Below are 14,328 nucleotides of genomic sequence, written 5' to 3'. Positions count from 1 at the left end.
CCTCTTCCCATTCCGAACAGAGAAGTTAAGCTCACTTACGCCGATGGTACTGCGGTTATCCCGTGGGAGAGTAGGTAGCCGCCTCTTCAAGGTCAGATCGTAAGGTCTGACCTTTTTTTTTGTCCTGCAACGATCCCCTCCCGGCGCGGAGAGGAGTGGTGGGGAGACATCAAGCGATGGGCGACGGGCCTGGTGTGGGAGTGGGAGGGGGAGGGGAAAAACGTGTATGGTGACGATTGGCTGACGCTCCGCGGTAAGAACTGCGACAGGATGGAGGCGGGAGGCTCCGGGCTGTGATCGACCTTTGCTTGACCGGGGCCGCCTGAGCGAATCCGTGTTTCGGTGGTAATCCGGGTGTCGGTGCGATCTCCGGCCTGAGATCTGTCGTGAGACGGGCGAGAGGCGTGTCACGGTGCAATAGGCGTGAGGTTGGAGGCTCCGGGCAGTGATGTGAGGAGCGGCTACTCTCCATCTGCCTTGTTCTGCTTCCGGTATGTAATCTCCCATCTTATTCAAACAAAGCAGATTGTCAATATTGATTTTCTGCAAAATTTCTGCGAAATTTGTTTCGCAATACCCCGATGATGTTGTGCTTTGCAAAACATTTTCTATCTTTGCCGTGTCGTTGCATACGACGTGACATATTTTAGATGAAAGTGTTTCGCTTTTATCCTTGACGGGAAATCTGGTAAATTTCAAAGGACAAGGAAAACGACGCACTCATCACTTGTATCGGCATGAAAGGTGCTCTGCCTTCTGCTATACAGGTGTGGGGTATTGTTTATTTGTCCTTGGGCTTACCAGAGCCTCCCGTCAGATAAACGAACGACTCCACACTTTCTTTTTGGACAACTGCATCCCCGGAGTCCGGATGTGTTCAAATCATCTATCAAAATGAAGAAATGCTTCATGATGGTCGCTTTGCTCATCGGTTGCATGGCGACGGCCTCTGCTCAGGAGATCCGCGATATGTTCGGTTCGGATCAGAAGGGCGGAATCTCCTACGGCGTTCGTGCCGGTCTCAATGTTTCGAAGATTGCCGGGCAATACAGCCCCGATTCGGACGACAAGCTCGACTTCAATTCGAGGGTCGGCTTCCAAGTCGGTGCGGTAGTCGATATTCCGATCACCAACGGCTTCTACGTGCAGCCCGGGCTCCTCTTCACGACGCGCGGTGCCAAGGAGAAGTCCTCCTACAGTGAGGCGGGTTACAGCGAGGAAGCCTCCACGAAATATCGTCCCATGTATCTGCAGATTCCCGTATTGGCCTCGTTCCGCGCCGATGTGAGCGAGTCGGTGAATGTGCAGGTTCATGTCGGCCCCCATTTTGCCTTTGGGCTGGGTGGAAAATGCAAGGATTCGTACAGCGATTCCGACGGTCTGTCCGAGAGCCAGAAATATCCCTTCTTCGGTGAATCGACCGAGAACGAGGCCCGTTTCGGTGCCAAACGGTTCGATTTCGGACTCTCGTTCGGTGCCGGTGTGACCCTTCGGAAGCACTATTACGTCGGTATTGTCTACGATCTGGGTCTCGTGAATATGGCCATCGACAAGGAGTGGGGTAAGGAGGCGAAATTCCACAACCGCAACTTCTCGATTCAGGTCGGTTATAACTTCTGATCCGCCGCAGGAGATAACACTTTTTCCTCTTTGCTTCCCGGACAACCGTTCCGCAGAAGGATGGGTTGCCCGGGAGCGGAAGAGGATATTTTTCAATCAAAGGCTTTGAAGATTTATGAAACGTCTGTTTCTCTTTTTCTGTTGTGCGGCGGTCCTCTTGTGGAGCGGCTGCTCGAAAGATAGCGACGGGGTCAATCCCGACCAGTTGATCGGAAAATGGCTCCTCACTTCGGAGTATGACGAGTGGGTCAACGACCAGGGGGAGGTCGAGGGGGAGTACGACCCCTACACCTTTGAGGAGAGTTTCTACATCGAATTCCGGGCCGATGCCACGGGAACGATCTGGGACACCACCGAAGGAAGTACCAAGGAGGAGTTCGGATACCGCTTCGATACCGGATCGCAGATGCTTTACTGGACTTACGGCGGGCTTTCCGACGATGACAATCCGCCCTATATCGAGAAGTTGAACGCCTCGGAACTCATCATGACCTGGTATTACGAGGAGGGTGGGAAACGGCTCTCCGAGAAGTCCATCTTCCAGCGGGTCGACTGATCCGTTTGTCCCATCCGGGCCTTTTGCCGAGGTCGGGATGCTTTTTCAAATTGGGTTCCGGACGGAGCCTCCACAGCGGGGGCTCCGTTTTTTTGTGGCTGCCGGTCCGGAGCCCGCTTCGGAATGCCCGGCTTCCGGGCGGAACAAAAAAGAGACCGTGGATCAACTCCACGGTCTCCGAATGTGTCGGGTGGTTTCCCCTTCCGGGGTCCACGATTAGTATTCCATCTTCGAGCGGCGAACGTAGCCGTTGTAACGCCACTTGGCGTTCTCCTCGGCTGCCTGGAAGAGCTCCTCGGCTTCGGCCGGGAACGACTTCTGGAGCGACGTGTAACGTACCTCCTTCATCAGGAAGTCGTGGAACTTCGTCCAGTCGGGCTCTTTCGAATCCAATACGAACGGATTCTTGCCCTCCGTCTCCAGTTGCGGGTTGTAGTGCCACAGGTGCCAGTATCCGCAGGCTACGGCCTCTTTGCCAACCGTCTGCGTGCGGGCCATGCCGCCCTTGATGCCGTGGTTGATACACGGTGCGTAGGCGATGATCAGCGACGGGCCGGGATAGGCCTCGGCCTCCTTCAGCACGTTGAACAGCTGCTGCTGCGAGCCGCCGATCGATACCTGGGCCACATAGACGTAGCCGTAGGTCATCGCCATGGCGCCCAGATCCTTTTTGCGGATCCGCTTGCCGCTCGATGCGAACTTCGCTACGGCGCCCACCGGCGTAGCCTTCGACGACTGACCGCCCGTGTTCGAGTAGACCTCCGTATCGATTACCAGAATGTTGACATCCTGACCCGAAGCCAGTACGTGGTCAACACCGCCGTAACCGATATCGTAGCCCCAGCCGTCGCCGCCGATGATCCACTGCGACTTCTTGATGAGCCAATCCTTGTGCTCGAGAATCTTCTTGCAGTAGTCGCAGCCGCAGACCTCCATCATCGGAATCAGACGGGCCGTAACCTCGGCCGACTTCGACGACGATCCGCGGTTGGCGATCCACTCCTTCATGACCTCCTTCAGCTCGTCGGAGCACTTCGTGCAGTTGGCGATGGCCTCTTCCATCGTCATCTGGATGCGGTCGCGGAGCTTCTCGATACCCAGGTGCATACCCAGACCGAACTCGGCGTTATCCTCGAAGAGCGAGTTGGCCCAGGCCGGACCCTTGCCTTCGGCATTGGTGCAGTAGGGGGTCGAAGGTGCCGAACCCGAGTAGATCGACGTACAGCCCGTGGCGTTGGCGACCATCATCTTGTCACCGAACAACTGCGTCAGCGCCTTGATGTAGGGCGTCTCGCCGCAGCCGGCGCAGGCTCCCGAGAACTCGAAGAGCGGCTGTGCGAACTGCAGGTTCTTCACCGACTTGGTCTTGTCGACCACGTTCTTGTAACCGATATTCTTCGTGACGTAGTCCCAGTTCTTGGCCTGCGGCATCTGCTCCTCGAGCGGGCGCATAACCAGCGCCTTGCCCTTGGCCGGGCAGATGTCGACGCAGTTGCCGCAACCCGTACAGTCGAGCGGCGATACCTGCACGCGGAACTTGTAGGCCTTCGTCTCGCCCAGACCCTGCTTCCATTCGATGCCCGAAGCGGCGGCCTCCTCGTCGGTGGCCAGGAACGGACGGATGGCTGCGTGGGGGCAGACATACGAGCACTGGTTGCACTGGATACAGTTGGCGATCTGCCACTCCGGTACGTTGACGGCGATACCGCGCTTCTCGTAGGCGGCCGTACCGTTCTCCCACGTACCGTCCTCACGGCCGTTGAAGACCGATACCGGCAGGTCGTCGCCCTTCAGGCCGTTGATCGGCTCGACGATCTTGCGCACGAACTCCGGATACGAAGCGTGCGACGGCGTCTGGAAGCCCTTGTCCTCGATCTGGGCCCACTCGGCCGGAACCTCGATCTTGATGACCTCCTTGCCGCCGGCGTCAACGGCTGCGTAGTTCATGTTGACGATATCCTCGCCCTTCTTTCCGTAGGTCTTCAGGATGGCGTGCTTCATCTCCTCGACGGCCTTCTCGAACGGAATCACGTTGGCGATCTTGAAGAAGGCCGACTGCATGATGGTGTTCGTACGCGATCCCAGACCCAGCTCGGCGGCGATCTTCGTGGCGTTGATGATGTAGAAGTTGATCTTGTTCTTGGCCAGGTAAGCCTTCATGTGGTCGGGCAGCGTGGCGCAGGTGGTCTCGGCGTCGTGAACCGAGTTGAGCAGGAACGAGCCGCCGGGCTTCAGGCCCTTCAGCACGTCATACTTGTCGACATACGACGGAACGTGGCAGGCCACGAAGTCGGGCGTCGTCACCAGATAGGGCGAGGTGATGGGTTTGTCGCCGAAGCGCAGGTGCGACGACGTGTAGCCGCCCGACTTCTTCGAGTCGTAGGAGAAGTAGGCCTGGCAGTACTTGTCGGTCGAACCGCCGATGATCTTGATCGAGTTCTTGTTGGCACCCACCGTACCGTCGGCGCCCAGTCCGAAGAAGAGAGCCTCGAACGTGCCGGGTTTGGCCAGCGAGATCTCCTCGCCGACGGGCAGCGAACGGAACGTCACGTCGTCGGTGATACCCACGGTGAACTGGTTCTTGGGCTCCGGGAGATTCATGTTCTCGAAGACGGCCAGCATCTGGGCCGGGGTGGTATCCTTCGACGAGAGACCGTAGCGGCCGCCGATGATCAGCGGCATCTGGCCGCACGGCAGATTCTTGCAGTTGGCGAAGGCCTCGACAACGTCTATGTAGAGCGGGTCGCCGTTGGCTCCGGGCTCCTTCGTGCGGTCGAGCACGCAGATGCGCTTGACGCTCTTGGGCAGAACCTCCATCAGGTACTTGACCGCGAACGGACGGTAGAGATGTACGGTGATCACGCCGACCTTCTCGCCCTTCTTGGCGCGCAGGTAGTCGATCGTCTCCTTGATGGTCTCCGTTACGGAACCCATGGCGATGATGATGTTCTCGGCATCCTCGGCACCATAATATACAAAGGGCTTGTACTGGCGGCCGGTGATCTTCGAGATCTCCTTCATCGTGTCGGCAACCATGTCGGGCACGGCCTCGTAGAACTTGTTGGCGGCCTCACGCGTCTGGAAGTAGATGTCGGGGTTCTGGGCCGTACCGCGCGTTACGGGGTGCTCGGGGTTGAGCGCACGGGCGCGGAAGGCCTTCAGGGCGTCGCGGTCGAGCAGCGCCGTAAGTTTGGCCTCGTCGATGAGTTCGATCTTCTGGATCTCGTGCGAGGTGCGGAATCCGTCGAAGAAGTGCAGGAACGGAACGCGCGACTTGATGGCAACCAGATGGGCAACGCCGGCCAGGTCCATCACCTCCTGAACGGACGACGTAGCCAGCATGGCGAAGCCCGTCTGACGGGTGGCCATGACATCCTGGTGGTCGCCGAAGATCGACAGCGACTGGGCAGCCAGGGCGCGGGCCGAGACATGGAAGACTCCCGGGAGCAGTTCGCCCGAGATCTTGTACATGTTGGGGATCATCAGCAGCAGACCCTGCGAGGCGGTGAACGTCGAGGTCAGGGCTCCGCTCTGCAGCGAGCCGTGAACGGCTCCGGCGGCACCGGCCTCCGATTGCATCTCTACGACCTTCACGGTCTCACCGAAGATGTTTTTCCGTCCTTGGGCGGCCCACTCGTCCACGAGTTCGGCCATCGTCGACGACGGCGTGATGGGGTAGATGGCTGCCACCTCCGAGAACATGTAGGCCACGTGGGCTGCAGCGTAGTTACCATCACAGGTAATGAATTTCTTTTCTGCCATTTCAGTTAAGATTTTGGATGATATGTGTGTTTTTTTCCTTCTTATGGCTTGGCCCGAATCGTTCGGGCGTTGCAAAGATACGAATTTCGGCGGAAATTCGACGTCTATTTTTGTTCAAAAACGTGTAATTTTTTGCCGTTTTTGATGTGAAAAAAATAACAACAAAACTGTTATTTTTTTAACACCAACCAGCGGGAAATCACCGACTTGCGAAACTGGTTAACCAATAATGCATTACCCGGGGTGCTCTTCGGCGACCCTCCGTTCGAGCCCCTCTCCCGCGGCGGGAGGCGCTTCGTGCGGGCCGCTTCCCCGCGGGGCATCTCCGGCGGCCGCGCGGTTTGATCGACTGCCGCTTTTTTGTTACCTTTGCGGACATGATTCCCTATATCCGACAAACGCTGGCCAACGGACTGGTCGTCGTGGTCAACCGCGACCGCGCCTCGAAACTCGCTGCCGTGAACATCCTCTACCGGGTGGGGGCGCGCAACGAAAACCCGGCCCGCACGGGCTTCGCCCACCTGTTCGAACACCTCATGTTCCGCGGCACGCGTCAGGTGCCCAACTTCGACCTGCCGGTGCAGATGGCCTCGGGCGACAACAACGCCTTTACGAACAACGACTATACGGATTTCTACATCACCCTTCCGAAGGACAATCTCGAAACGGCGCTCTGGCTCGAGAGCGACCGTATGGAGGGGCTCGACATTACGCCCGAAAAGCTCGAAACGGAGAAGCGCGTGGTGATCGAGGAGTTCCGTCAACGCTACCTCAACCAGCCCTACGGCGATCAGATGATGCTGCTGCGCGATCTGGCCTACCGAACCCATCCCTACCGCTGGGCCACGATCGGACGGACCCCCGACCACATCGAGCAGGCGACGCTCGCCGACGTGGAGGCCTTCTACCGGCGCCACTACCACCCCTCGAATGCCGTGCTGTCGATCTCGGCCGACCTGGACGAGGAGCGGATGCTTGCGCTGGCCGAAAAGTGGTTCGGACCGCTTGCCGACCGGCCGTCGGCTGCGGATCCCGTTCCGCAGGAGCTGCCTCAGCGCGAGGCCCGGCGCCGCGAGGTCGAACGCGATGTCCCGGCTACGACCGTCTCCGTGGCCTACCACATGGGACGGCGCCGCGATCCCGATTTCCAGACGGCCGACCTGATCTCCGATCTGTTGGCGGGCGGCGATTCGGGACGTCTTTACAATCGGCTTGTCAAGGAGCGGCAGCTGCTCTCGAGCGTCAATGCCTACGTCACGGGAGATCTCGATCCCGGGTTGTTCGTCTTCACGGGACAGCTGCTCCCCGGAACGACTCCCGAAGCCGTCGAGGCGGCCTTCCGCCAGGAGATCGACTCCCTGCTGCGCGATGCCGCCACGGAGTACGAGATCGAAAAGGTCAAGAACAAGTTCGAGGCCACGACGCTCTTTGGCGAACTCAATGTCATGAACAAGGCCATGAACCTCGGATTTTACGAACTGCTCGGCGATCTGGCCTTCATCAACCGGGAGGTTGACTGCTACCAGGCCGTTACGCCCGACGACATACGCTCGTTCTGCAGCCGCGTGCTGCGCCCCGAAAACAGTTCCACCCTGATTTACCGTGCCCGAAAATGAGACCGCCCCGCATTACCCCTTCGGAAGTTGACATACAGCTGGCCGAAAAACACACGCTTGCCAACGGCGTGGCCCTTTACACGCTGGCCTCGGAGGATTTCGAGGTGCTGCGCTTTTCGTTTGTCTTCCGGGCCGGATCGGCCGTGCAGACGGTTCCCTTCTCGGCCTCGGCGGCGGCCAATCTCCTGGCCGAAGGCTCCACCGAGCATTCGGCGCAGCAGATCGCCGAACAATTGGACTACTACGGCTCGTGGTACGACGTGAATATCGACCGCGACTATGCCTATATCAGTTTTGCCACGCTCTCGAAATTTTTCGACCATACGCTCGCCGTGGCCGAGGAGATTCTGCTCCGTCCGGCCTTCCCCGAGGCGGAGCTGCGTACGTACGCCGCCAAACGTCGCCAGCGGTTGGCGATCGACCGCACGAAAGTCGATGTCGAGGCCCGCGAGGCCTTTGCCCGGGCGCTCTTCGGGCCGCGTCACCCTTACGGCATCTCTTCGTCGGAGGAGCTCTACGATTCGCTCACGCGGCGGGATGTCGTGGAGTTTTACCGCCGTTTCTACACGGCCGAACGTTGCTTTGTCGTCTGCAGCGGCCGCATCGGCGACCACGAACTGCAGGCTTTGGGCAATTTGGCCGGTCGGCTTCCGCGCCGAGGCGTGGTGGAGGATCCTCGCTTTCCGGCCCCGGAGACCGTTCATGAGGCGTTTGTCGACCATCCCGGGGCCGTGCAGTCATCGTTGCGGCTTGGACGGCTGCTCTTCCCGCGGCAGCATCCCGATTTCGTCGGAATGCAGGTCGTGGCCACGGCTCTGGGCGGTTACTTCGGATCGCGTCTGATGCAGAATCTCCGCGAACGAAACGGTTATACCTATGGTGTGGTGGCTGCAATGGTCAATTTCGAACGGGCCGGTTATTTTGCCGTGGCGACGCAGGTCGGGACCGATGTGACGCGCCAGGCGCTCGGGGAAATCTATCGCGAGATCGAACTCCTGCGCACGGATCCTATGCCGGAGGAGGAGCTTGCGCTGGTGAAGAACATGATGACGGGTGAGATGATGCGGATTCTCGACGGGCCGTTCGGCATTGCCGACGTCACGATCGAGAATATCCTCTGCGGGACCGACAACCGCATCATCGGCGAGAACATCCGCCGCATCCGGAGCATGACCCCGGACGATGTGCTGAACCTGGCCCGCAAGTATCTGGCCCGCGAGGATCTGGTAACGGTTGTGGCCGGCCCCGCCGGCTTGGGAAGCCGGTTTTAGAGGCGGATAGACCTCTATGGGGTTTCCGAGTCTCTTCCGCGCGCTCCCGCCCCGCCGGCTTGGGATGTCGGTTTTTGGGGGTAGGCCATGGAGGGTTTCTGATACCCCGCCAGCCCTCGATCAGTTCTTCAGCCGTTCTGCCACCCAGCGGGTCAATTCGATAAATTCGGCTACCGACAGGGTCTCGGCACGCCGTGTGAAGAAGGGGTGCTCCGCACCGCCGAAGTCGCCGAAGACCGCCTTCAGCGAATTGCGCAGCATCTTGCGCCGCTGTCCGAACGAGGCCTTGACAACCTTGATGAAGAGCGTTTCGTCGCAGTCGAGCCTCTTTACGGCGTTCCGGCGCAGGCGGATCACCGCACTTTTGACCTTCGGGGGCGGGTTGAAAACCGTCTCGTTGACCGTGAAGAGGTACTCGATGTCGTACCACGCCTGCAACAGCACCGACAGGATGCCGTACTCCTTCGATCCGGGCGGCTCGGCGATCCGCACGGCTACCTCCTTCTGGATCATCCCCACGCATTCGGGAACGAGATCGCGGTTTTCCAGCACCTTGAAGAAGATCTGCGACGAGATGTTGTAGGGAAAGTTGCCGATCAGGTGCAGCCCCCCGGGGAAGCGCTCGCGCAGGTCGAGTTTCAGAAAATCGCCCTCGATCAGCCGGGGTGTGAAATCCGGGTAGTGCGCATGAAGATATTCGACACTCTCGGTATCGATCTCGGCGCCCCAGGTCACAAGGTCGTCGCGCCGCAGCAGGAATTGCGTGAGCACACCCATTCCACACCCCACCTCAAGTGTCGGGCAGGGTGCCTCGGGTGTCCCACCCGAGAGCGAGTCGCAAATCTTGCGTGCAATGTTCAGATCGACCAGAAAATGTTGGCCCAGAGACTTTTTGGCGCGTACTTCGGTCATTTTTTCGGTCGGCGACTGCGTTTTTTCTTTTCACTGCGTTCACGGGCACGCTCCTCGCGGGCCGCACGGCGTTGCGTGAGCCGGAAGGTGTAGAGCAGACCCACGAATCCGATGCCCAGCAGCAGCACCCAGAACCAGACGGCAATGCCGCGTTCCATGAATTCCAGTGCGTAGATGATTCCGGCGATGGCCACTACCATTCCGACCAGGCGGATCACCTGCATGAAATTGATCTTCATACTGTTATTCCTCTTTTTTTACGGTTTTGCGGCGCCGATGCTGCAGAGCTCCGAACGTCATGGCCGCCGAGGCCAGGGCCATCAGTACCGGAAGGTACCACAACTCCTGTGCGTCATCCATGGTGACGCGCCATGCCGAGACCACGGCAGCCAGAAAAAACATACCGGCCAGAATGGCCATCATTCGGTCGATCGTTCGCATCGGCTACGGAATTTTGTACTTGTCCACCTCGTCGAGGTGTTTGCGCTTTTTCTTGTGGTATTCGTTGTAGACCATCCCCGCGGCTGCCGCCACGAAGAGAATGCCCACAATGAAATCGAATGTATTCACACAGTTGGAATGGGTCACGCGCCAATAGATATTGGTTCCGAGCCATACCAGCGTCAACACCAGAAAAACAACGGCAAGTGTAAAGGTCTTTTTGTTCATAGGCGTGGTCTTTAGGTTCTATCAATCTCTCATCCGGAGTGTGGTTGGATCTCTCCGGCCCCGGGTCAGTTGCCCTGTTCGCAGATGAACTGGATGCGGACCAGACGGATCTCCTCTTCGGTGTAGTCGGAGCCCAGTTCCTCGATGGCGGCATCCAGCGAATCGCTCTCGGCATCCTCCTTGAAGTAGAGGTAGATGTCCTGGATCTTGTCCTCGTCCATGAACTCCTTCAGATAGTAGGAGATGTCGAGTTTCGTGCCGGCATTGACGATGGCTTCGATTTCGGTGAGCAGCTCGTCGAAATCGAGGTCCTTGGCCCGGGCGATATCTTCGAAATCCATCTTGCGGTCGATGGACTGGATGATGAAGATCTTGTTGCCCGACTTGCTGGCCACTCCCTTGACGACCATATCCTGCGGACGGATGATCTCCTTCTCCTCGACGTAGGCCTTGATGAGCTTGATGAACTCCTCGCCGAATTTCCGGGCCTTGCCGGCACCTACGCCCGTGATGTTCTGCATCTCCTCGAGCGTAATCGGGTACTGGATGGCCATATCCTCGAGTGAGGGGTCCTGGAAGATGACAAACGGCGGCAGGCCGTGTTGTTTGGCGACCTTCTTGCGCAGATCCTTCAGCATGGCGAAGAGCTCCTCGTCGGCGGCTCCGCCCTTGCCCATCGGGGCGACGGCTTCGGCCTCCTTCTCCTCCTCGTCGTAGTCGTGGTCGAGGGTGATGGTCACGGGGTAGGGCATGGCGATGTAGTTCTCGCCCTTTTTGTTGATCGAGATCAGTCCGTAGTTTTCGATGTTCTTGTCGATCAGTCCGAGGATCAGCCCCTGGCGCAGCACGGCGCCCCAGAAGCGTGCGTCGTGATCGGCGCCGGCTCCGAACCATTTCGAGGTGTTGTGGCCGTAGCTTTTGATCAGCGCCGTATTCTTGCCCACGAGCACGTTGATCAGGTAGTCGGACTTGAACTTGTCGCCGATGTCGCGCAACGCCTCGAGAGCCATCTTCAGGGCGGCCCGGGCGTCGACCTTGGGTTTGGGGTTGCGGCAGTTGTCGCAGTTGCCGCAATTGTCCTCGGTGTACTCTTCGCCGAAGTAGTGGAGCAGCGTCTTGCGGCGGCACATCGAACTCTCGGCATAGGAGACCGTCTCCTGCAGGAGCAGTTTGCCGATCTCCTGTTCGGCGACGGGCTTGCCCTGCATGAATTTCTCGAGTTTCTGGATATCCTTGTAGCTGTAGAAGGCCAGGCAGTAGCCTTCGCCGCCGTCACGTCCGGCGCGGCCGGTCTCCTGGTAGTATCCTTCGAGTGATTTGGGCATGTCGTAGTGAATCACGTAGCGCACGTCGGGTTTGTCGATGCCCATGCCGAAGGCGATCGTGGCGACGATGACATCGACCCGCTCCATGAGGAAGTCGTCCTGATTGGCGGCGCGTGTGGCGGCATCCATGCCGGCATGATAGGCCCGGGCGCGGATGCCGTTGGCGATGAGCAGTTCGGTGAGCTCCTCGACCTTCTTGCGGCTCAGGCAGTAGATGATGCCGCTCTTGCCCTCGTTCTGTTTGATGAAGCGGATGATTTCGTGGTCGATGTTGTGTTTGGGGCGGATCTCGTAGTAGAGGTTCGGGCGGTTGAACGACGACTTGAAGACCCGGGCATCCGTCATGCCGAGGTTCTTCTGGATGTCCATCTGCACCTTGGGCGTTGCCGTAGCCGTGAGGGCGATCAGCGGGGCCTGTCCGATTTCGTTGATGATCGGGCGGATACGGCGATACTCGGGGCGGAAGTCGTGTCCCCATTCCGAGATGCAGTGGGCCTCGTCGATGGCGTAGAACGACACCTTTATTTTACGCAGGAAGGCGACGTTGTCCTCCTTGGTGAGCGATTCGGGGGCGAAATAGAGCAGTTTGGTCTTGCCGTCGAGCACGTCCTGGCGCACCTGGGCCACGGCGGTCTTGTTGAGCGACGAATTGAGGAAGTGGGCGATGCCCGATTCGGCCGAGAAAGTGCGCATGGAGTCGACCTGATTCTTCATCAGGGCGATCAGCGGCGAGATGATGATCGCTACGCCGTCCATCAGGAGTGCGGGCAACTGGTAGCACAACGATTTGCCGCCGCCCGTAGGCATCAGCACGAAAGTATCCTTGCCCTCCAGCACGTTGCGGATTACCGCCTCCTGATTCCCTTTGAATGACGAGAAGCCGAAATATTCCTTCAGCTTGTCATGCAGCAGGGATGAATCGAACTGTTTCATTTCGCCGTTTGTATGCTTTAAAAGAAAATTCAACGTAAAGATAAAAATTTTTTCGGAAAAAAGCATAACTTTGTAAAAAATTATATCCTGCGTCATGCGACTTTACACCAGCGAACTGGTCAAGAAATACAAGGCCCGAACGGTTGTCGACCATGTGTCGATTGATGTGAATCAGGGCGAGATCGTCGGCCTGCTCGGCCCCAACGGAGCGGGTAAAACCACCACCTTTTACATGATCGTGGGGCTCATCAAACCCAACGAGGGCCGGATCTTTCTGGAGACCGACCAGGGCCAGGTCAGCGAGCTGACCTCGCTGCCGGTCTACCGTCGGGCCCAGCTGGGCGTGGGCTATCTGGCCCAGGAGGCGTCGGTCTTCCGCCGGCTGACCGTCGAGGAGAACATCCGCGCCGTGCTGGAGATGACCGACTACTCGAAGGAGTACCAGAACGAGCGCGTCGAGGCGCTCATCGAGGAGTTCCGCCTGCAGAAGGTTCGCAAGAGTCTGGGTATCCAGCTCTCGGGCGGCGAACGGCGCCGTACGGAGATTGCCCGGGCCGTGGCCATCAATCCGGCCTTTATCCTGCTGGACGAACCCTTCGCCGGGGTGGACCCCATTGCCGTGGAGGATATCCAGTCGATCGTGGCGACTCTGAAGCACAAGAACATCGGAGTGATCATCACCGACCATAACGTCGACGAGACGCTGGCCATCACCGACCGCACCTACCTGCTCTACGAGGGCAGGATCCTCAAGACGGGTACGGCCGAGGAGTTGGCCGCCGACCCGATGGTGCGCAAGGTCTACCTCGGACAGCACTTCGAGTTGAAGAAGAGCCACCAGTTGACCCAGGAGATGAAGAACCGCAAGGGCGAAGAGTTGCGCCAGGCGGCCTCGGAGGAGGCTCGCAAGGCGGTGGATGAGGCCCGCAAGGCGGTCGATGAGGCGCAGAAGGCCGATGAAGAGGCCCGCCTGGCGGTCGATGAGGCCGACCGGGCCGAAGTTGAAGCCCGCAAGGCGGTCGATGAGGCTCGGAAGGCGGTCGACGAGATTCGCGGTGACAAGCATTGAGAACCGCCCGAGAGGGGGGGGAGGAGAAGCGAATGGTTGGAGGGCTTCCCGGCTGTGAGGCAGTGAGGCGAATGGTTGGAGGACTTCCCGGCTGCGAGGCAGTGAGGCGAATGGTTGGAGGGCTTCCCGGCTGTGAGGCAGTGAGGCGAATGGTTGGAGGGCTTCCCGGCTGTGAGACAGGGAGCGGCTGTGAGATGGGGTGATTGTGAAGCGGGGCGGTTGTGAGACGGGGCGGTTGTGAAGTAGGGCGATTGCGAGCCGGGCGGTCGAAGAGGCCTCGTTCCTTGCTCGTGGAGGCCTGCCGACAGAAGGACAGAAGGACAGAAGGTTAGTAGGTTGATAGGTATATGGACAAAACGGTTCCGCCAGGCCGCGTCAAAGGCACGCTGACGCCGCCCTGCTCGAAAAGTTATGCACAGCGTGCTCTGGCTGCGGCCCTGCTCTCGGAAGAACCCACGGTGTTGCGCAATCTGGAATTCTGCGACGATACGCGCTCGGCGCTGCACTGCATCCGTACGCTCGGCGCCCGCGTCGAACAGGTCGACGCCACGTCGCTCTCGATCCGCGGCGGTCTGAATCCCCACGGCCGGACGCT

At 59.0% G+C, this 14,328-nt stretch carries 10 protein-coding genes, 1 rRNA gene and 2 pseudogenes; 7 read left to right on the top strand and 6 right to left on the bottom strand.

Features of this window, described 5'->3' with window-relative positions:
- From rrf to B5E60_RS13170, 3 genes are all read left to right on the top strand, one after another.
- Positions 1 to 87, top strand: a 5S ribosomal RNA gene (gene rrf, locus B5E60_RS13180); the annotation flags it as partial.
- 807 nt (positions 88 to 894) lie between these two features.
- A complete protein-coding gene (locus B5E60_RS13175; RefSeq protein WP_087312371.1) occupies positions 895 to 1,620 on the top strand; it encodes a porin family protein in 726 nt (241 codons plus the stop codon).
- Positions 1,621 to 1,735: 115 nt separating this feature from the next.
- Positions 1,736 to 2,176: a hypothetical protein gene (locus B5E60_RS13170; RefSeq protein ID WP_087312369.1), complete on the top strand. Its 441-nt coding sequence runs from the start codon at positions 1,736 to 1,738 to the stop codon at positions 2,174 to 2,176.
- A gap of 216 nt (positions 2,177 to 2,392) precedes the next feature.
- Here B5E60_RS13170 and nifJ read toward each other — a convergent pair whose 3' ends face one another.
- On the bottom strand, positions 2,393 to 5,938 hold the full coding sequence (gene nifJ / locus B5E60_RS13165) for a pyruvate:ferredoxin (flavodoxin) oxidoreductase (RefSeq protein WP_087312367.1): 3,546 nt from the start codon (positions 5,936 to 5,938) through the stop codon (positions 2,393 to 2,395).
- A 377-nt stretch (positions 5,939 to 6,315) separates the two neighbouring features.
- Between nifJ and B5E60_RS13160 the strand changes: the two genes are divergently transcribed.
- Both B5E60_RS13160 and B5E60_RS13155 read left to right on the top strand, forming a co-directional pair.
- The gene (locus tag B5E60_RS13160) at positions 6,316 to 7,554 is read left to right on the top strand and encodes a M16 family metallopeptidase (RefSeq protein ID WP_087312365.1); all 1,239 of its coding nucleotides are present in this window, start codon (positions 6,316 to 6,318) and stop codon (positions 7,552 to 7,554) included.
- Positions 7,551 to 8,825: a M16 family metallopeptidase gene (locus B5E60_RS13155; protein ID WP_087312363.1), complete on the top strand. Its 1,275-nt coding sequence runs from the start codon at positions 7,551 to 7,553 to the stop codon at positions 8,823 to 8,825. Before B5E60_RS13160 ends, B5E60_RS13155 begins: the two co-directional genes overlap by 4 nt.
- Positions 8,826 to 8,945: 120 nt before the next feature.
- Here B5E60_RS13155 and rsmA read toward each other — a convergent pair whose 3' ends face one another.
- From rsmA to recQ, 5 genes are all read right to left on the bottom strand, one after another.
- The gene (rsmA, locus tag B5E60_RS13150; protein ID WP_087312361.1) at positions 8,946 to 9,737 is read right to left on the bottom strand and encodes a 16S rRNA (adenine(1518)-N(6)/adenine(1519)-N(6))-dimethyltransferase RsmA; all 792 of its coding nucleotides are present in this window, start codon (positions 9,735 to 9,737) and stop codon (positions 8,946 to 8,948) included.
- The gene (locus B5E60_RS13145) at positions 9,734 to 9,976 is read right to left on the bottom strand and encodes a hypothetical protein (protein ID WP_087312359.1); all 243 of its coding nucleotides are present in this window, start codon (positions 9,974 to 9,976) and stop codon (positions 9,734 to 9,736) included. The genes rsmA and B5E60_RS13145 overlap by 4 nt, the downstream gene beginning before the upstream one ends.
- Positions 9,977 to 9,980: 4 nt before the next feature.
- Positions 9,981 to 10,178: a hypothetical protein gene (locus B5E60_RS13140; RefSeq protein ID WP_087312357.1), complete on the bottom strand. Its 198-nt coding sequence runs from the start codon at positions 10,176 to 10,178 to the stop codon at positions 9,981 to 9,983.
- Positions 10,179 to 10,181: 3 nt separating this feature from the next.
- On the bottom strand, positions 10,182 to 10,406 hold the full coding sequence (locus B5E60_RS13135; protein WP_087312355.1) for a hypothetical protein: 225 nt from the start codon (positions 10,404 to 10,406) through the stop codon (positions 10,182 to 10,184).
- Positions 10,407 to 10,471: 65 nt separating this feature from the next.
- The gene (gene recQ, locus B5E60_RS13130; protein ID WP_087312353.1) at positions 10,472 to 12,664 is read right to left on the bottom strand and encodes a DNA helicase RecQ; all 2,193 of its coding nucleotides are present in this window, start codon (positions 12,662 to 12,664) and stop codon (positions 10,472 to 10,474) included.
- A gap of 94 nt (positions 12,665 to 12,758) precedes the next feature.
- Here recQ and lptB point away from each other — a divergent pair.
- Positions 12,759 to 13,550: pseudogene (lptB, locus tag B5E60_RS13125) on the top strand (LPS export ABC transporter ATP-binding protein); the annotation flags it as partial.
- Positions 13,551 to 14,080: 530 nt separating this feature from the next.
- Positions 14,081 to 14,328, top strand: a pseudogene (locus tag B5E60_RS13120) (3-phosphoshikimate 1-carboxyvinyltransferase); the annotation flags it as partial.

It is taken from the genome of Alistipes sp. An116, from assembly GCF_002161005.1.
GTDB lineage: Bacteria > Bacteroidota > Bacteroidia > Bacteroidales > Rikenellaceae > Alistipes > Alistipes megaguti.
Note: the sequence above shows the minus strand (reverse complement) of the source record. Positions and strands in the feature narration are given on the sequence as shown.